General features: G+C 57.0%; 14 protein-coding genes and 1 tRNA gene. 9 read left to right on the forward strand and 6 right to left on the reverse strand.

Going from position 1 to position 18,255, the window contains the following annotated elements; all coding sequences use genetic code 11:
• Positions 1 to 115: 115 nt before the first annotated feature.
• Entirely contained in the window at positions 116 to 1,813 is a 1,698-nt protein-coding gene (gene ggt / locus A3850_RS16545) for a gamma-glutamyltransferase (RefSeq protein ID WP_068219043.1), read from the forward strand.
• Here ggt and A3850_RS16550 read toward each other — a convergent pair whose 3' ends face one another.
• A complete protein-coding gene (locus A3850_RS16550; protein ID WP_068219046.1) occupies positions 1,814 to 3,316 on the reverse strand; it encodes a phosphotransferase in 1,503 nt (500 codons plus the stop codon).
• A 135-nt stretch (positions 3,317 to 3,451) separates the two neighbouring features.
• Between A3850_RS16550 and A3850_RS16555 the strand changes: the two genes are divergently transcribed.
• From A3850_RS16555 to A3850_RS16565, 3 genes are all read left to right on the forward strand, one after another.
• A complete protein-coding gene (locus A3850_RS16555; RefSeq protein WP_068219049.1) occupies positions 3,452 to 4,330 on the forward strand; it encodes a RimK family alpha-L-glutamate ligase in 879 nt (292 codons plus the stop codon).
• Entirely contained in the window at positions 4,327 to 5,301 is a 975-nt protein-coding gene (locus tag A3850_RS16560; protein WP_068219052.1) for a succinylglutamate desuccinylase/aspartoacylase family protein, read from the forward strand. Before A3850_RS16555 ends, A3850_RS16560 begins: the two co-directional genes overlap by 4 nt.
• 74 nt (positions 5,302 to 5,375) lie before the next feature.
• On the forward strand, positions 5,376 to 6,536 hold the full coding sequence (locus tag A3850_RS16565; RefSeq protein WP_068219056.1) for a hypothetical protein: 1,161 nt from the start codon (positions 5,376 to 5,378) through the stop codon (positions 6,534 to 6,536).
• A gap of 13 nt (positions 6,537 to 6,549) precedes the next feature.
• Here the strand turns inward: A3850_RS16565 and A3850_RS16570 are convergent, their stop codons facing one another.
• The 3 genes from A3850_RS16570 to A3850_RS16580 all read right to left on the reverse strand — a co-directional run bounded on the left by A3850_RS16570 (position 6,550) and on the right by A3850_RS16580 (position 9,895).
• Entirely contained in the window at positions 6,550 to 8,019 is a 1,470-nt protein-coding gene (locus tag A3850_RS16570) for a TlpA family protein disulfide reductase (protein WP_068219058.1), read from the reverse strand.
• 691 nt (positions 8,020 to 8,710) lie between these two features.
• Positions 8,711 to 8,786, reverse strand: a tRNA-Gly gene (locus A3850_RS16575).
• Positions 8,787 to 8,959: 173 nt separating this feature from the next.
• Positions 8,960 to 9,895: a carbohydrate kinase family protein gene (locus A3850_RS16580; protein WP_068219060.1), complete on the reverse strand. Its 936-nt coding sequence runs from the start codon at positions 9,893 to 9,895 to the stop codon at positions 8,960 to 8,962.
• Positions 9,896 to 10,030: 135 nt separating this feature from the next.
• Between A3850_RS16580 and A3850_RS16585 the strand changes: the two genes are divergently transcribed.
• On the forward strand, positions 10,031 to 11,692 hold the full coding sequence (locus A3850_RS16585; RefSeq protein ID WP_068219063.1) for a glycerol-3-phosphate dehydrogenase/oxidase: 1,662 nt from the start codon (positions 10,031 to 10,033) through the stop codon (positions 11,690 to 11,692).
• Between the two features lie 3 nt (positions 11,693 to 11,695).
• On the opposite strand, the gene A3850_RS16590 is transcribed toward A3850_RS16585, so the two are convergent.
• On the reverse strand, positions 11,696 to 12,181 hold the full coding sequence (locus A3850_RS16590; RefSeq protein WP_068219066.1) for a GDYXXLXY domain-containing protein: 486 nt from the start codon (positions 12,179 to 12,181) through the stop codon (positions 11,696 to 11,698).
• On the reverse strand, positions 12,165 to 14,279 hold the full coding sequence (locus A3850_RS16595) for a DUF2157 domain-containing protein (RefSeq protein ID WP_068219069.1): 2,115 nt from the start codon (positions 14,277 to 14,279) through the stop codon (positions 12,165 to 12,167). The genes A3850_RS16590 and A3850_RS16595 overlap by 17 nt, the downstream gene beginning before the upstream one ends.
• A 232-nt stretch (positions 14,280 to 14,511) precedes the next feature.
• Between A3850_RS16595 and A3850_RS16600 the strand changes: the two genes are divergently transcribed.
• The 4 genes from A3850_RS16600 (at position 14,512) to rpmF (ending at position 18,166) form a co-directional block, all read left to right on the forward strand.
• A complete protein-coding gene (locus A3850_RS16600; RefSeq protein ID WP_197494082.1) occupies positions 14,512 to 15,561 on the forward strand; it encodes an MlaD family protein in 1,050 nt (349 codons plus the stop codon).
• A 53-nt stretch (positions 15,562 to 15,614) separates the two neighbouring features.
• Positions 15,615 to 17,138: a bifunctional ADP-dependent NAD(P)H-hydrate dehydratase/NAD(P)H-hydrate epimerase gene (locus tag A3850_RS16605; protein ID WP_068219076.1), complete on the forward strand. Its 1,524-nt coding sequence runs from the start codon at positions 15,615 to 15,617 to the stop codon at positions 17,136 to 17,138.
• A 208-nt stretch (positions 17,139 to 17,346) separates the two neighbouring features.
• A complete protein-coding gene (locus tag A3850_RS16610; RefSeq protein WP_068219079.1) occupies positions 17,347 to 17,901 on the forward strand; it encodes a DUF177 domain-containing protein in 555 nt (184 codons plus the stop codon).
• A 34-nt stretch (positions 17,902 to 17,935) separates the two neighbouring features.
• On the forward strand, positions 17,936 to 18,166 hold the full coding sequence (gene rpmF / locus A3850_RS16615; RefSeq protein ID WP_068219083.1) for a 50S ribosomal protein L32: 231 nt from the start codon (positions 17,936 to 17,938) through the stop codon (positions 18,164 to 18,166).
• The last annotated feature ends 89 nt before the right edge of the window (positions 18,167 to 18,255 follow it).

Below are 18,255 nucleotides of genomic sequence, written 5' to 3' on the forward strand. Positions count from 1 at the left end.
AGGCCTACTTGGTGGTGGCGGGCAAGATAATCCAAGCGCTTTGAAAGCGTAGGAAATAATGTGGCTGAGGGGGGCTAAGAGCGCAAGGCTAAGCCCCAACAATTATCTTTAGCCCATGCACAAAACCCTACTCTTCCTTACCCTGAGCACGCTATTCCTGGCCTGCCAACGGGAAGCCCCAACGCTGGATTACACCGCGGAGAAAACGGCGACCTACCCTACTGCTGGCATCGTTGGTCCCCACCCCCTGGCCACCGAGGTTGGACTGGATGTACTAAAGGCCGGCGGTAATGCGACCGACGCCGCCGTCGCCATGCAATTCGCCATGGCCGTCGTATACCCCCGCGCCGGCAACCTCGGCGGCGGAGGTTTTCTGGTGTACCGCAGCGCAAAGGGTGAGATCAAGTCCCTCGACTACCGGGAAAGAGCTCCCGCAGCCGCAGACCGTGATATGTACCTCGACGATGAAGGCAACGTCATTCCAGACCTTAGCACACGAGGCCACCGCGCCGTCGGCGTTCCGGGGACGGTCGCCGGCATCGCCACCATGCACGAAGAGCTGGGTTCCCTCCCCTGGAAAGAATTAGTCCAGCCCGCCATTGACCTTGCCGAAAATGGCTGCCGCCTCAGCGCCTCGGAGGTAGGTAGGCTGAAACGCTACCACGCAGATTTCCTGGAGTTCAATGCATCTACCCCGTTCTCCGATTCTACCGTGGTGAAAGGACAGCTCGTCCAACAGCCGGACCTGGCCGCTACGCTGCGTAGGATTCAACGCGACGGAAAGGAAGGGTTTTACGGCGGCCGCACCGCCGAGCTCATCGTGGCCGAGATGCAGTCCGGCAACGGAATCATTACCGCCAAAGATCTTCAGGACTACGAAACGACCTGGCGGGAACCAATCACCAAGAAAATCGATAACTACCGCATCATCTCGATGCCTCCCAGTAGCAGCGGTGGCGTTGCCCTCGCCCAAATGGTGGAGATGCTGGAACCCTACGACCTGACGGAAATGGGCTACCACACCACCGAGTCCATCCACCTCACCGTCGAGGCCATGCGCCGCGCCTACGCTGACCGCGCCGAGTATTTGGGAGATGCCGATTATTACCCTGTCCCAGTCGATAGCCTACTGAACGACACCTATCTGGCCGGGCGGATGACGGATTTCAACCCTGACTCAGCGAGCCGCAGTACCAACGTAGAACTAGGTCTTACCCTCCGGAAGGAAACCTTTGAGACCACCCACATTAGCATCATCGATAGTCTCGGAAACGCTGTTTCCATCACCACAACGCTGAACGGCAATTTCGGCAGCAAGGTGATGGTGGATGGTGGTGGCTTCTTCCTTAACAACGAAATGGACGACTTTTCCGCCAAACCCGGTGTACCCAATATGTTTGGCCTCGTGGGGAAGGAGGCGAATGCCATCCAACCCGGTAAACGGATGCTGTCCAGCATGACGCCCACCATCGTGGAAAAGGACGGTGAACTCTTCATGGTCCTCGGCGCTCCGGGAGGTTCCACGATCATCACTGCGGTGCTCCAAACCTTCCTGAACGTAACCGAATTCGGCATGCCACTCGCCGACGCCGTTGCCGCCCCCCGCTTCCACCATCAGTGGTTACCAGACGAGGTGCTCTATGAATCCGGGGCTCTATCTGAGCCCGTCCGCGAGGAGTTGGAGGCTAAGGGACACAAATTGCGGGAGGTATCCGCTATGGCCGTCATCAAAGCCTTACTGGTGGATGATCAGGGGCAAATCCAGGCGGCCGGCGACGCGCGTAACCCCGACGATGATGTGGCCGGTTACTAATCATTCCGCCGTTTGTAGTAATCCATTCAGCGGTATGGGCAACCAGTCCGGCCGGCTATTTAATTCATAGGCCACTTCGTAGACGGCTTTTTCGAGTACGAATAAGTCCAGCAGCAATTGCCGGTCATTTTCGTTGTCGGGCAGAAAGCTTGCGTTGCCGCTATTATCGAAATAGGCCTGTAGAAATGCTTTGGCCACCGCCTCGTACCAATCGTTCGCCCGGCTGCGCAGGCGGAAGCGGTCTTCCGCGCCGTAGCGATCGTTCAGCAGCAGTTGCCCGTGGGCGGCGTAGTGGAAGGAGCGGACCATACCGGCGACGTCCTTCAGCGCGGGCCGTTTGCGCCGGCGTTCGGGGATGGAAAGCAACGGCTCCCCTTCGAAGTCGATAATGTAGAAATCGTCTTCCGTCACCAGCACTTGCCCGAGGTGGTAATCACCGTGGAGGCGGATGAGGTTCAGATCCATCGGCTCGTTGGCGAGCGCCTCCAGTTTGTCGTTAAACGTATCCTTGAGAGCGAGTACGCGTTTGGCGAGGTCACCGGTTTCTCCGCCGAGTTCACCCGCCTTTCCGGCCAGTTCGGCCATTTGGCGGTTCAGTAGTTTCTGGGCGGCGGCGGTGATTTCGGCTCGGTACTCCGGCGTCATTAAGGTTGGCCGCAGCAGTTCGTTATCGGTGGCGTTTTTGGCGAGGGCACGGTGCATTTCAGCGGTTCGCCGGCCCAGCAGTTTGGCTCGGCCGAGCGTCTCCTGGTCTACCTCATCGTTGCTCGCGAAGTAGCGTTCGGTGAGTTCCTGGAAGTATTCCCAGGCATCTCCACGGTTGTCCACTTTACCGCTCATCATCCCGAGGTTGAGGTAGCCATCGTCGTGCATCTCCCCTACCCCGATGCTGCCGGCGTAGGGTGGGCAGTGGGCAAATCCGGCGTGTTCGGAGAGATATCGAACCAGTTCCAGATCCGGGTTTAACCCCTCGTCCAGTTTACGAAAGAGCTTAAAAAAGTAGCTGTCAGCGTACACGATCGCCGTATTACTCGTATCGATGGCGGGTACGACGCTGGGCGCTGCCGCGGGTGCGGTGCGGAGTAGTTTACCGGTATCACACTTTAAACCGTTGGATCCATCTTCCCCGTTACGAATCATTCGATAGAGTGCGGAACGGAATTGGGGAAGGGGTACGGCATCCACAATCAGCGGGCCACCGGGGACCTGAAAGACGGCCATACCCGAAAAGTCGCGCAAGTAATTAAGCTGTTCCGTTGGGCCGGCTAATTGGGCGAGGGGCATTTGGTAGCGTTCCGTCGCTCCGTCCGCGTAGGTATTCCGTATTACTACGATGGCTGCCTCCGCAACGGGAAGGACGTGGGTGACTTCAGTCCGCTCCAATTTTTTTCCCTTACTGGTGAACCAACGTCGAGCTGGCAGGTAGGTGGCCAGTTCGTGAGTAAAGGATGTCAGAAATTCGGGGTGAGCGAATCGTTCGGCGAGGGAGGAGGTCGAATCCATATAGTGTAGCTGGTGGCGTAGTAGTAATTATAAGAAGAACGGTAAGATACCCCGCCGGAGAATTCCCCGCCGGCCGAAATCCTTTTCGTTTATCAGCGTATTCGGGTCATCTTTGTTTTCCTCAACCCCTTCAAAATGAGAGTGACCGTATTTTCGCGGGGGCCCACCCTTTACAGTACCTCCCGCATCGTTGCCGCCGGAGAAGATCGTGGCCATACCGTCGAAGTCGTGGACCACGCCTACTGCAGCCCCGCTCTGGACGGTGACCACTTTCACCTACTGTACGACGGTAGGCCGATGAAGAGTCCCCAACTCGTCATCCCCCGCATCGGGGCGAACATGACGGTAAGGGGGGCGGCTCTGCTGCGCCAGCTCGACGTAATGAACGTCCCTCACACCATGAACGCCAACGCACTGCAACTGGCCCGTGACAAGATGGGCAGCTTGCAAGTGCTGGCGGGCGCCGGCCTACCGATCCCCGCTACCGTACTCTGCTTCACGTTGCGGGAGGTCCGGCTCGCCGCCTTGACCTTGGGTGCTTACCCGGTAGTCGTGAAGATGTTGGAAAGCACCCACGGTGTCGGCGTGGCCCTGGCCCACAGTCTTTTCGAATTGGAGCGCATCGCGGAAGGATTCCTTCAACTTCAGCAGCGCGTGATCCTGCAGGAATTCATCGAAGAAAGTGAGGGAAAGGACGTCCGGTCTTTCGTAGTGGGAGACCAAATCGTGGCTACCATGGAACGGCGGGCCATCGAAGGAGAATTCCGGGCCAACATGCACCGGGGGGCAAGCGCCGTACCCATTGAGTTGTCGTCCGCCGACCAGGATCTGGTCCTGAAGGCAGCCAGCGTCCTGGGGGTAGAGATTGCCGGCGTGGACTTGATTCCCAGCCGCCACGGCTACCTGCTGATGGAAGTCAACGCCAGCCCCGGCCTGGAAGGCATCGAAACAACAACTGATGTGGACGTAGCCGGCGCCATCATCAATTACGCCACCGCTAAAGTGAAAAAATGAGTGACATCCAACCCTTACTGATTGCGAACGGGGAGTTCTACCCCGGTCAGTCCGGCCCCGTCGAAGTGGTGGCCGGTCAGCTTCCCAGTGGTAACGAAGTTTCGATCGCCGCCCACGTCTTCCGGGCCTACAAACCCGGCCCGACCGTTTTGTTTTTAGCCGGGATCCACGGAGACGAGATCAACGGGGTGGAGATCGTGCGCCGGGCCCTGCGGGAAAAGATTTTCTCCAGCCTGGATACCGGAACGGTCATTGCCGTCCCCCTACTGAACGTATACGGATTCAACAATTTCAGCCGTGACGTACCGGACGGCAAGGACGTCAACCGCAGTTTTCCCGGTTCGCTTAAAGGTTCCCTCGCCAGCCGCATCGCTTATGGTTTGAGTAAGAATATCCTACCGCACGTAGACTTGGCCGTTGACTTTCACACGGGCGGTCGGGGCACCTATAACTATCCCCAGATCCGGTACAATGCGGGTGAACAGACGGCCAAGCGGGCAGCGGAAGCCTTCTCCCCTCCCCTGATCATCGCCAACCGAGCCCCGGCCAAATCCCTACGGCGAACAGCGGAGAAAAACCTTAGCCTTCCCGTGCTCACTTTTGAGGGTGGGGAAAATCTGCGCTACGATGCGCTGAGTATTGACGTCGGATTAGCCGGCATCAAACGGCTGCTGCAACACCAGGGGATGCTCCCCGGAAAGGTAGTGACCGGTGATAAGCAACCCGTCCGCGTCCACAACAGCGTCTGGGTGCGGGCCGGGCGCGCGGGTCTCTTTCAGTGGACGAAACGTAGCGGTTTCCGCGTCCGCAAAGGTGAGCCAATTGGGGTGATCTCCGACCCGCAGGGTACCCGACCTAACAAACGGATTCTCTCCCCCCGAGACGGCTTTTTGATTGGCCACACCAATGCGGCCGTCGTTAGCCAGGGAGATGCACTCTTCCACATCGGGGAGATCGCTAGTAACCAGTAATAGCCCCAAAATTTAGGACCGCAAAACATAACCGGGTGGTCTTGAACTGCCCCCGAAACCCCTACCTTCGCCGCATGTCTGATCTGCTGCAAACAACGCTTCGTGAAGTCCTGGTGGACGAAGGCCGCGTGGCTTTACCGAGCCTCGGCACCTTTATTCGAGAGAACTACGCAGCCGTCCTGAGTGGAGCGGACCGGAAGATCCTCCCCCCCTCCGCGAGGGTGGTATTTAACGGCAATCTGATCGTAAACGACGGTCGACTGCTGCGCGCGCTCGTGGAAAAAAAAGGGATGCTCCGTCCGCAGGCAGAAAGAGAGATGCAGGCCTTGATTGCCGACATCCGTAGCCGTTTGCAGACGGGGGAACACGTCAAACTGGATGGTATCGGGACGCTCTTTCAGCAATTCGACGACCAGATCGTATTCACTACCGTAGCCGAAGGGCTGTCGAAGAAAGCGTTTGGATTACCCGCGGTCGCATTCCAACCCATCAATCGGAGGGCGACGGCGGAGGTAGCAGGTGACCCATTGGCCGGCGCATCTCTTACTGGTACTGGGGCAGCGGTTGGCGGGAGTGAGGCGGCAGCGACGGCTACCCTACCCCCACGGCGGGAAGCGAAAGTGTACCCACCCGCGCTCTGGTATACCCTTGGTATCATTCTACTCCTAATTGCCCTGTGGGCGATTTACGGCCTTTTCCGTTCCGTAGCGGGCGCATCCACTGATGATCCGCGTTCCCCCGTCGTGCAACGGGAGCAACCGGTTACTGCGCCGCCCGTTCGGCAAAACACGGCACCTGCGCCAGCGCCCGTACCCGCAAATAGCATCCAACCAGACGAAGCACCCCGGTTGACCAACGAACGTAATCGAGTTGACGATGAAGCCGCTAAAACTCGCCCCGTCCGGCAACCGGGCACAAGCGATGGGAGCGCCATTATTGCCCCCGCACCAACTACGGTTGCCCCGCCAAGACCCGCAACGAATACTACCGGAACGAACGTTGCCCTGATCGCGACGGGCCTCTACGGCAACGCCGCCAACGTGCGCAAGAACGTCCTCAGGATTGAGCAGGCGGGGTTCGAGGCCTTCACCGAAAAGGCCGGCCGCTACACCCGCGTTGGCGTGAAGACGACCTATACGACGGCTGCAGAACGGGACCGCGCGCTCGCCAAAGTGAGAGCACGCTTCACGACTGATGCCTTCGTGATGCGCATCAATGGTAAAAAGGTGCGGTAGCGATTTTCGCTAATTATTTCACCTTATCCATCTGGATTGCCTCCGCTAATTGACTCACCTTTAGGTTTTTGGCTACAATCTTCCGATCAGCGTCGATGAGGTAGAGCTCGGGCGTATTGTCGACGTAGAAGGTCTTGAAGATCGAGCGGTTAGTCGGGTCGAACACGTTGGTGAAGGGCGTGAAGTTGTATGCTTTGACGAAGTTCTTCCACTTCTCGGGTTCGGTATCAAGGGCGATGGCGTAAATGTCTAACTCATTACGGAGGCTGGGGTAAAGTGCCGTGAGTTTGGGGGCCTGCTCGATACAGTGCTCGCACTCCGGGTTGAACATGAATACCGCGATGTAGGGTTTTTTCAGATCGTACAGTCGCTTGCCCTGACCATCCAATCCGGGGACGGTGATGTCCGGCGCTGGTAAGCCAATCAAACTCTGCGCCATCGTGCTGGCGCGCTGCTGCAAACCGTAGACGGTCATGCTGTCGGACCAGGTAGCCCGCTCTTTGGTGAAGTACTTCTGAATCATATTGACGTGGATTGCTTCCGCGTCCATGACGGTCGATTTTCCGGGTTCGTACTGCAGGGTGATCCAGTTGGCAAAGAATTCGAAAAACTTACCCTGGTAACCGGTTTTGGCGAGCAGCCGGTCGGCCGCCACGATAATCGAATCGGCGTTTTGTGGCGTCAACTCTTTAATGTAGCGATTCAGCTTCGTTTTGATGACCGGCGTGCGGAGTAGGCGGGCGTCGCTGAAGTCTACCCCATCCCAAAAATGGTAGCGAAAATCAGCGACCTGAGCGACCTCATCTGGATCGCCATTGGGAAGGCGGAGATCCTTCAGGTTGGGATTTTGGCCGGCGCGCTTGAAGGTCGTAAACAGCGAGTTGGGGGCTTTGGCAAAGATCTCTTCCAACTTCGCTTGTCGCTTGGCCACTAATGCTCGGCGATCCGCGGCTGCCGCATCGTACTCCGGGGTACCCGCACGTAATCCGGACCGGCGATTGCTCAATGCCTGGAATTCTGACTGGAGGGACTGCTCGTACGCCATGGCTTCGTACAACAGCTTGGTATCGTCCTGCCCTTCAATTTTAGCCGTTGCCGCCAGGTTACTCATATCCCCACTCATGGTAAAAGTCTGATCGTCGGAGATCATGATCTGGATACCGTTACCGGTGGGCAAGTACACGAGGTAATGGCCGGGGTTGTAAGGATCATCGCGCTGGAAGACCATGGTGTTACCTTCGACACTTGCGCTGTCTACCCGGAATTGCTGGTCCATGAACTGCCCGACCAGTAGTGCCCCTTTGATGGGCGTATTCTCTAGTATGATCCGGATGTTTGGCGCTTCTGCGTTAGAAAGATCCACCTCTTGAGGAGCAGATTGCGCGGCGTTGCCGGAGGTTGCCGTAGAGTTAGAAGAAGCCACCGCCGCGTCGCCGCAGGATACCAGGACGCAAAGGGCAAAAAGAAGGGATAGTAAGCGCATTCAGGAGATCATTCAGGGATGAAACATCGTCCGCCAACCCACTCGGAGATCGGGACAGGACTAACGGGGGCGCAAGTTACGGCGATGAGGCTACTGTGGGAAATGACGCAGGTTAATACAATGCCAATGGCATTCGCACCTCGAAGGGACACGCTAGTTGGCCTATGGTCACAATGGAGGTTGCTGGATGATCATGGGTTTTAGTAGTTCCTGGAGTTGCCTCCGGCGGTTGCGGGAGAATAAGCAGAGCATGTAGAGAAACCGAGGAAGTCTACGTTTAACCCCGGAGGGGTTCACCTATTAGCCCGGGGTTAACGGCGCAGCCGTCTCGCCCCGGCGCAAAAGCCAAAGTCTCCCGGAGGGAGACGCTAGTTAGCCTAGGGTCAAGACGGCGGTAGCCGGACGACCCTAGGTTTTCGTTATATACGGTCGTGATCGCCAAAAGCTCTAAGTTCGAACGGCGCGACGGGGAGGGGCTTTCCCAAAAAGCAGAAGGGCCATCCCTCCGACCGCCGCCAGGCAGCAGCGAAGCTAACAGAATGGCCCAATTATGCGAGTGGAGCGGATTACAAGATGACTCCTTTCAGTCGTGATCGCCAAAGGCTCCGAGTTCGAACGGCGCGACGGGGAGGGGCTTTCCCAAAAAGCAGAAGGGCCATCCCTCCGAAGAAGAATGGCCCAATTATGCGAGTGGAGCGGATTACAAGATTCGAACCTGCGACCTCAACCTTGGCAAGGTTGCGCTCTACCAACTGAGCTAAATCCGCGTCTGCTGGCTGCTCAGCCAAGTGCCCTATTTTGTAAGGCGCTGCAAATATACGTGCGCCCATTCCACCCCTGCAAGGGTTTTTGGCAAATTATCCTCAATTTTTGGCGGCAACCAGTCCAAACTATTGATTGTCAACCAGATAAAATTGGCGGATTTTTCTTGAGCGCCTGGCTACAATTGTAATAGGTCTGCGACCTCCCTTTTCTCGCGCACCGGCCCGAGGCGGGAGAGCTTGAGAGTAGCCATCGCACGCCCGGCACGAGCGCACTCATTTAGCGAGCGGTCTTCCGTATAGGCGGCGAGGAAGCCGGACCAGAAAGCATCGCCGGCGCCGGTGGTATCCACTACGTCCACGGGGTTGGCGGGTAGGTGGAAGCTTTCTTCGGCGGACTGTACGAAACACCCTTCTCCTCCTAAGGTCAGGCAGACGGCGTGGGCGCCCAAATCCAGCAGACCGGTGGCCGCGACTTTCGGGTCGGTGATGGGCTCCCCGACCAGTCTTTCGTAATCAACGTCGCTCATTTTGATGAGGGCACCCGCGGCGGCTATTCGCCTCAGGGTGGCGATGGCTTCCTCGCGCTTGCCCTCCCAGATCTTGGCGGCGTAATTAAAGTCCGTACTCAACCTGGCACCTGCGGCAGCGCCCTGATCCATTTGGTCGAGAATAACGGACCGAGCGGGCTCGTGGCTCAGGGCGAAAGCAGTGGTGTGCATCACCTTAAGCTTATCGAGATCCAGGTAGGCGAACTGCTCGGCGCTCAGGTGGCGGTCGGCGCTGCGGTAGGCTTCGAACTGGCTGACCTCCTTGCTCTTGGTGACCAAGATCAAGGTCGTAGGTAGAGGCAACTGAGCGATGCCCATGGTTTCCACACCCGCTGCGGCCACCTCTTCGATGAGGAGCTGACCGGCAGCATCACGACCAACGGCAGCAATGAGGCCAACGGATTTCCCCAACCTCGCCAGGTTCATCGCCAGGTTGGCCGGGCTGCCCCCGGCGAGGCGTTCGTAGCTTCTGGCGGAGGCAAAATCGTCGGCGTAATCCGTGCTGATCATGTCGATGAGTAATTCGCCGATGCAGGCAATCTCGGGGCTGGGGAGGGTAATCATGGGGTTAAATGTAGGATTTCAACGTGCATTCGCTAGGCGATAGTAAAACACTCAACAAATATTTACCGGATAGTGCTGGCGGAATATCAACATTCAGGACCTATTTATATTTATACCTGAAATCCATCCCACTGCATGAACGCTTCCCAACAACGCGCCTCCGACCTGAATAAAATTGCTTCCCACCGCTTTGACCTCGTCGTCATTGGTGGAGGCATTACCGGTGCTGGCGTGGCGCTCGATGCGGCCAGCCGGGGGTTAGACGTACTCGTCATCGAGCGCAACGATTTTGCTTCGGGCACGAGCTCTAAATCCACCAAGCTCATTCACGGTGGCCTGCGTTACCTCAAGAACCTGGAGATCGGCCTCGTACGAGAAGTCGGGCAGGAACGCGCCGTCGTCCACGAATTGGCGCCCCACCTCGTCCGTCCCGAAAAGATGTTGCTTCCTCTCGTTGAGGGTGGCTCTCTCGGCAAGCTATCCACCAGCATGGCACTGTGGGTATACGATTTCCTGGCGGACGTGGAAGGCGACGACAAGCGCGTCATGCTGAGCAAGGAAGAAACCGCGGATTACGAACCGCTCCTGCGCGACGACATCCTTAAAGGCGGAGGCTTCTACGCCGAGTACCGGACGGACGACGCCCGCCTCACCATCGAAAACATCAAGACGGCCGTAGCACACGGCGCTACCGCTCTGAACTACGTAGAGGCCGTCGACTTCACCTACGACGAAGCAGAAAAGATCAACGGCGTCGTCATGCACGATCGCCACACGGATGCCCGCATCACCGTGAGCACTGAACACGTCATCAGCTGTACCGGACCGTGGGTGGACGACCTGCGTAAGGTAGATAAGAGCATGACCAACCGCGGGGTATTCCTCTCCAAAGGCGTTCACATCGTGGTGGCCCGCGAGCGCCTACCGTTGCAGCACGCCGTTTATTTCGACGTGTCGGACGGCCGGATGCTTTTCGCTATCCCTCGTTTGCGCTGTACCTACATCGGTACTACGGATACGCCGTACAAAGGTGACCCTGACGCCATCCCCACCTACCTGGAGGACGTGCAGTACTTGCTGGACGGGACAAACGCCATTTTCCCCGACGTTAACCTCGTCGTGGAGGACGTAGAATCCAGCTGGGCCGGTGTCCGCCCCCTCATTTACGAGCAGGGGAAATCCGCCGGCGAAATGTCGCGCAAGGACGAGATCTTCGAGTCTAAGTCTGGCCTCCTCAGCATCGCGGGTGGCAAGCTCACTGGTTACCGCAAAATGGCCGAACGCGTCGTGGACCGGGTCGGGAAACAAATGCGGGAGGACGGAGAAAAATTGAAAGACACCCATACCAAGGAGATCGAACTGACCGGTGGCCCCTTCAAGGATTTCGAGGAGGTGCTGAACTACGAAAAAACCGTCGCTAACCACTTACTGGCCGCCAGCCTCGCGCCGGACCGCGCTGGTTACCTCGTCGCCAATTACGGGAAGCAAAGCCCGGAGATCATCGATGCTTCCGTGCTGCGCGCGGAGGGCACTGACGTGGCGCGTCTGGCTTGCGCCGAAGCTGCCTTTTGTATCGAAAAAGAGTTCGCCCTCTACCCCATCGACTGGGTGGAGCGTCGGTCTGGCCGCCTGTACTTCGACATGCCGTCCATCGAGCCGGTTTTGGAAGAAGTTGTTGCCGTGTTCGCCAGCGCTTACGATTACGACGAAGCTACCCGGATTGCTGAAATGGACAAGGTTCGCGCCGCGATCAGCTGGGTGAGTGAATTCCGCCCGGAGCCGGTCGCAGTGGCATAAAGATCACTCGATCAATTGGCGTTCTTCGTTATAAAGCCCGGCCAATACTGAGTTGCCGTCATCATCCACCCGCAGGCCGCCGTAGCGGGCTTCGGCGAAATCATCCTCCCGGCCTTCCTGGAAGAAGTAGGAGTTGGCACCGATATCGGTGTCCCATTCCGAGTTGCGGTAAGGGAGCAGGATCTCACCTGGCTCCAGGGGTAATTTATCTTGCTGGTAGCGCTGTGCCTCCCCTACCCCATCCTCATCGAGCCGGATCACGACGTACCCTTGTTTGCCGTATACCTCGCCGTACTTCCGTTGCGCGATGGCGTATTCGAGGCGCATGTAGTCGCCCTGCATGAGTGAGCGCGGGTCGATGGGTACCAGTTCGAGGAGTACCAGTTGACCCTCCTTTAACAGAGTTTCTTTACTGCTGATACTCATGGCCAGAAAACCGAAAAGGATCAGCAAATTGATCAGGATCAGGTGCTTAGTGGAGAATTTCATCGGTCGCAAGTTTTTTACGCACCACGGCGTAGCCAATCAAATAGAACGCCCCGGCACCAATAAGCAGAAACGATTTGTTCAACAAGGAGATGTTCAAGTCGTAGTAAAACTGTCCAATAAAGTAGAGGAAAGCAGCAATTCCGAGCATCAAACCCAAACGGTAGCCTTGTTTTACGGAGAGCATAATCACCAGGATGGCGGGCGCTGCCGCAGGTGCAAAAGTGAAGGGCAAGAAGAGAAGACCTACGCCAAGCAGGTAGGGAATCCACTGGTTAGGGTCCGGCCAGTGACGCTTCAGGACGAGGTACGCGACGTACAGGGCCGGGAGTAATAGCCACTCCAGGGTAGGAAAACCGAAGGGATAATAAAACTGCTCGTAGCTACTGAATAGGCCAACCCAACGCACGAATATCGCCCCAGCGATTAGGGACACCATCGTACCGGTACGAATGGCCCCGTACCTGCGGGCCAGCCACGGAGACGCATTCACAATTCTGACCTCCAGCAACATCCAGGCGGCCAGGAACATTCCCATCCCCAGTACGTAGAGACGCGGCAGGTACTGTAGTGCTCCACCATCCGGATCGAAGGTACCGATGAGAAACCCCGCGTGCATACCCGTTACGAGGAGGACGCGAAGCACGCTACTCTTGGCAATACTTAGTAAGACCAGACACATCACCGCGACGGACAGCATCACCGTGCGGAAGGAGGGTTCCGACCATTCCAGCCAGGCGGCGATGAAAAGGAGAATACCAGTCGTGACGCCGGATACGCTGAGGGCGCCCAGGAAGTCTCCCTGTTTGCCACGGTCCATGGCGATCCCGACACCAATGAAAAGTATTCCCAATGCCAACCTTCCCTCCGGTTCGTCGAGTAGGCCGGCGAGGGCCAGGAAAGCGATGATGGCTACCATAGCCAACAGGCCACCCGCCAGGCTGAGGAGTTGGAGACCGATGCTTGGTTTTTCCCGCTCCAGTTGGTGGTATTCCGTTTCCAATGCTGATGAGGGACTATCCTCCGGATTCAGGGGTAGGTTTGGTTCTTCATTTGGATCCAATATCACTACAGGCTCGTCCAGATTGCTTGCCTTTTGCTGAGCACCTGCGGCAGCGCCCACCTGATTGCTTAATTGCAACTCCGAATCTTCTTCGTCTCGCCAGTATTTCCGGAGGATATTCAGGGAGAGCACGGTCGCCGTAGTGGCACCAAGCGTCCAGAAGGATGCGATAAGAATTGCTTCCGTCGTTTCCGAGCCGCTGACGATCAATACCGCAATAGATACGATCAGGGATAAGGCCATGCTGGCCATCAAGCCCAACCAGCGATACGCCTTACCGACGACGAGTGCTAAAACGATTACGATTAGAATGGCAAACCGAATGATTACGTAGCGGCCATTTTCGTCGTCGTGCCAGGTGCTGAACATGATGGCTACGCAGCCTAACGTAGCGACGGCCAGGGCAATCACGTTGAGGAACCACCTCGGATAGGGTTTTGAACGTTTTCTGGACCAGGTGGCCAGCCCGAGCAGAATCAGTGCAGACAAAACGAACTGAATACTGAGCATTTCGTAGGTACGCCAACCGTTCAGCATCTGCTCACCGTAGAAATAGAGCGTGAAGTTGAAGGCCGCCAACCAGATCAACCACAGTGCCGGAAAATCGACGACGATGGCCCAGATGGTGATGAACCAAGTCCAGGCCAGGAAGTACTCGAAGGCATCCGCCCCGGTCTGGTAGATCTGCCCGTAAACCGCAAAAAGCCCCCCGACCATGAAGGCCGCTACGGTCATCAAGATCTTTCGGTTTCCCGCCGAGAATAAGTTGGTGAGGGCCAGCAACGTTGGCGTAGCCACCCCCAGCGCAGCGATGGTCAACTTCTGCCATTTGCTCAACGCGTCCCAGTTGAAGGCCAGGAGAAAGATGAGCCCGCAGGCGAGTAAACCCAGGCCAAAGGCGAGCAAACCGGTGGCGGTGAAGCGTTGCCAGGCCCGCGCGTTGGGTTCTACGTTTTCCTGTAGCCGTTGCGCGTAAGTAGGAGCGTCAATCTCTTTACGGGCCGCCAGAAATAGCAGGTACTTGTGGTAATTTCTCATAAGTGGACGCTTCGGTCGAAAGGCCAAACTCAAGTAGGGGCCAAGTTAGTGCCAGCCGGGGGCGGAACATCGACCAAAGAGCGCTGGCGGCCGATAAACGCCCAAGTTAGCAATCTACCAAACCATGCGGGGCATCATCGCGTTACGGTACGGAATTGACCTTACCCCGGGCGCACGACAATTAACTCCGATGCCCGGCCACCCAAACTACCAGCTTACCTCACTCCCCGATATGCGATACGAAGTTAAAATTGGCCTGCTGGCCATTGTGGCCATTGGCTTGGCCTTCTGGGGCTTTAAATACATTCAGGGGACGAACCTCTTTTCCAGCAGCAACGTGTACTACGTCAATTACGAGGACGTAGCCGGGCTTACCGTGGGTACGCCCGTACAGATCAGCGGGGTAATTGTCGGTTCAGTGAGTAACATTCAACTCGACCAGCAGACCAGGATCGTACAGGTGGAACTCGACATTCGGGATGAAATCAACATTCCCAAGGGCACTAAGGCCTATATCATCAGCATCAGCCTGCTGGGGGAAAAAGCCATTGACCTCACCTACGCCCAACCCTGCTTCGGCGAGGGAGACTGTGCACCGGACGGGGCTACCCTGGAAGGTGCCACGCGGAGCATCTTGGCCGGCTTCCTTGGCACCGAAGACGGGGAAGACCCACTGGGCGACTTTAAAGGTCAACTGTCCCAAACCATTGATAGTCTGCAGTATACACTCTTCGACGAAGAAAGCGACAACCCCATCGCCCGGAGTACGAATGACCTCGCCGTAGTGATGCAGAACCTGAAAGGCACCACCGCCCGCCTCGATCGCATCCTCAGCGCAAATGCCGGAGAGATCAATACGACGATGGATAACCTCGCCGAGATCAGCACTACCCTGGCTAACAAACAGGAAGCGCTCGCCGGCATCATCGACAACGCCAACGGCGTGAGCTCCAAGCTCAACCAACTTGAACTCGAGCAAACGATGACGGAGATCAACGGTGCCGTCACCGAGCTGCGGGGAACCCTCACGCGTGCTAACGGCGCCATCGAAGGCGTCGCCGACGTGATGGAAGACGTGAAGAACGGCGAAGGCACCCTTGGCAAGCTGCTGACGGATGACGAGATCTACAACCGCCTAAATTCAGCTACGCTTGAGGCTGACACCCTCTTCAGCGACCTGCAGGAACGCCCCTACCGCTACGTTCCTTTCAAGAGCCGCCGTAAGGTGCTGCGTCAGGACCGAAAAGACGCGGAGCTCGATACCGTGGGTCCAAAACAGTAAGCTCCTCCGGTTGGCCTAACCTATTCCTACCCCCTCCACCAAACGCCGAGCCCGTGCAAATTCTTTCTTCACCGGAGTTGCGCTCCCTCGACGAACTGACCGTCCATACGGAAGGAATCAGCAGCCTCGAGTTGATGGAACGGGCTTCTAAAGCCTTTACGAACGCATTCATCAAACTGTACCGGCCGAAGGATGGCCCGGTGCTCATCCTTTGCGGCAACGGCAACAATGGCGGAGACGGTTTGGCGGTAGCGCGCATGCTGGCTGGACTCAATTTCAAAGTGCACGTCCTGGTATTAGGTGGGTCCCGTAGTCCGGATAACAACACCAATCTGACGCGGGCCCGGCAGCAGGGTTTCCCGATTAATTTGTTGGAGGAACACCACAAGCTGCCCACTCCCGCTCCCGGCGTGATCCTTATTGACGCGCTGCTGGGTACGGGCCTTTCCAGGCCGCTATCCGGCTTCCTGGAACAGGTCGTAAAGTTCTATAGTCAGGTAGAAGGCCTTACCCGCATTGCTTTAGACCTCCCCAGTGGAATGCTGGCGGACGAGCCTTCGACTGGTACCATCATGCAGGCGGACCGGACGCTATCCCTCGGGTACCCGAAAGCAGCTTTGTTCGCACCGGAGAACGCCCCCTTCTTCGGTGAGGTGACGATCGTGCCCTTTGCGCTGCACGGGCCGGCGGCCGTCCGACACCTACGCCCGGAAGGATATTCCGCGCCGGATGTGTTGCTCGACGCGGCTACCGTCAGCAGGTTAATCAAGCCGCGCCGCGCCAATGACCATAAGGGCACCTTCGGGCACGCGCTGTTGGTAGCCGGATCCTTTGGCAAGATGGGCGCGGCGGTGCTGGCGGCCCGGGCTGTCCTCCGTTCCGGGGCGGGTTTGGTGACGGCGCACGTTCCCCGCAGTGGGTACGAGATCATGCAGATCGCTTTCCCCGAGGCCATGTGTACCGTTGATGCTCACCGTTACCACGCGACGGAGGTGGGCGACGTCAATCCATACGCCACCATTGGTATCGGCCCGGGCTTGGGCACCAAGAACCTCACGGTTAAACTCCTGAGCAATTTGCTGAAGCGGTACGACCGTCCCATGGTGCTCGACGCAGATGCCCTTAATATTCTGGGGCAGCATCAGGAGTTATTCGATGAAGTCCCGAAGGGTTCCATCCTGACGCCCCACCCCAAAGAATTCCAACGCTTGTTTGGCGATACTACGGATAGTTTTGCCCGGTGGCAGGTGCAACGGGAGATGGCAGTGCACTGGGGAATCTACATCGTGCTCAAGACCGGCTACACCACCATCGCCACCCCGGAAGGAAAGATCTACGCCAACCCGACCGGTAACCCCGGCATGGGGACGGCCGGTACGGGAGACGTGCTGACCGGATTGTTGACGGGTCTGCTGGCCCAGGGCTACGATTCGAAATCCGCCTGTCTGCTGGGTGTCTACCTTCACGGTCTGGCGGGTGATCTGGCGGCGGAGGATGGCACCCAGCAATTTCTGATTGCAGAAGATGTCATTAATAATCTCGGCGCCGCCTACCGGGAACTGCAGCGCCAGGTATGATCAATGCTTCGGCTTAATTAAAGCCAAATTCCTGATGAACATTCTCAGCGGTTGGGCGGGCAAATAATATTTGATCATCCTACGAAGTGTTGGAGGTAGTTTCCAATTAAACACTTATCTTTGCGCCCACTTTGAAACACCCAGTGTACCAACGGGTACGCAGTTTGGGGATTAGACCTTTAATCAAGGCACAAGCAATCAGCTAGTTATGTCCGCACAAGCACCATTCATTTTTCCACTTCGGGGACTTGGCCAGGGCCTGTACACTTACGAGTTGGTGGCCGACGATGCCTTTTTCGCGTCGTTCAAGGATGCTCCTGTCACACGGGCCGACATTAAGTTGGAACTTACCGTTGACCGGAGGACCCGCGAAATGACGTTAACCTTCGATTTTGCCGGTACGATCGCAACCACTTGCGACCGTTGCATGGCAGATATTGATCTTCCGATCGCCGGAAAAGAATCGCTCATCGCGAAATTTACCTCCGGCGCCGACGAGATGGAGGATGAGGCTAACCTCATATACCTTGATCCGGATACCAGTCTGTTCAATGCGGCACCCTACGCGTACGAATTGATCCTGCTGGCCATCCCTATGATCAGGACTTTTGACTGCCGTGAGGGTTCAGCTCCCTTCCCCTGCGATGAGGAAATGCTGGACCGGATCGACGACAGTATCGAATATGCTTCCGACGGTGACGTTAAGGAGGATGGCGATACGGACAAACCCAGCCCCTGGGATGTACTCAAAGATTTAAGCTAACAAGAAACTACTTACTACATAAATACAATTCGCCATGGCACATCCTAAGTCCCGGATCTCGAAGCAACGCAAGCGCAAGCGTCGTACTCACTACAAAGCTACCGAGCCTACCCTCACGGTTTGTAAGACAACCGGCGAAACGCACCAGCCTCACCGCGCCTACACGGACGCAGAAGGAAATATGTTCTACAACGGTAACCTCCTCGTGAAGGCACCCGAAGTAGCCGTCGAACTCGACGAAGACAGCACCGACGAGAACGAGTAAGGACCACCCTACTTAGTAAGTCGTTACTGCATCAGTAGCCTGCCGAATAATTTCGGCGGGCTTTTGGTGTTTTAAGGCGGTTGGTTTGA

The sequence above is a fragment of the Lewinella sp. 4G2 genome, from assembly GCF_001625015.1.
Taxonomy (GTDB): domain Bacteria; phylum Bacteroidota; class Bacteroidia; order Chitinophagales; family Saprospiraceae; genus Neolewinella.

What these genes read in the sequence shown, in the direction of transcription:
- ggt (WP_068219043.1), top strand. Translation starts at nt 116, where the DNA reads ATGCACAAAACCCTACTCTTCCTTACCCTGAGCACGCTATTCCTGGCC.
- A3850_RS16550 (WP_068219046.1), bottom strand. Translation starts at nt 3,316, where the DNA reads ATGGATTCGACCTCCTCCCTCGCCGAACGATTCGCTCACCCCGAATTT.
- A3850_RS16555 (WP_068219049.1), top strand. Translation starts at nt 3,452, where the DNA reads ATGAGAGTGACCGTATTTTCGCGGGGGCCCACCCTTTACAGTACCTCC.
- A3850_RS16560 (WP_068219052.1), top strand. Translation starts at nt 4,327, where the DNA reads ATGAGTGACATCCAACCCTTACTGATTGCGAACGGGGAGTTCTACCCC.
- A3850_RS16565 (WP_068219056.1), top strand. Translation starts at nt 5,376, where the DNA reads ATGTCTGATCTGCTGCAAACAACGCTTCGTGAAGTCCTGGTGGACGAA.
- A3850_RS16570 (WP_068219058.1), bottom strand. Translation starts at nt 8,019, where the DNA reads ATGCGCTTACTATCCCTTCTTTTTGCCCTTTGCGTCCTGGTATCCTGC.
- A3850_RS16580 (WP_068219060.1), bottom strand. Translation starts at nt 9,895, where the DNA reads ATGATTACCCTCCCCAGCCCCGAGATTGCCTGCATCGGCGAATTACTC.
- A3850_RS16585 (WP_068219063.1), top strand. Translation starts at nt 10,031, where the DNA reads ATGAACGCTTCCCAACAACGCGCCTCCGACCTGAATAAAATTGCTTCC.
- A3850_RS16590 (WP_068219066.1), bottom strand. Translation starts at nt 12,181, where the DNA reads ATGAAATTCTCCACTAAGCACCTGATCCTGATCAATTTGCTGATCCTT.
- A3850_RS16595 (WP_068219069.1), bottom strand. Translation starts at nt 14,279, where the DNA reads ATGAGAAATTACCACAAGTACCTGCTATTTCTGGCGGCCCGTAAAGAG.
- A3850_RS16600 (WP_197494082.1), top strand. Translation starts at nt 14,512, where the DNA reads ATGCGATACGAAGTTAAAATTGGCCTGCTGGCCATTGTGGCCATTGGC.
- A3850_RS16610 (WP_068219079.1), top strand. Translation starts at nt 17,347, where the DNA reads ATGTCCGCACAAGCACCATTCATTTTTCCACTTCGGGGACTTGGCCAG.
- rpmF (WP_068219083.1), top strand. Translation starts at nt 17,936, where the DNA reads ATGGCACATCCTAAGTCCCGGATCTCGAAGCAACGCAAGCGCAAGCGT.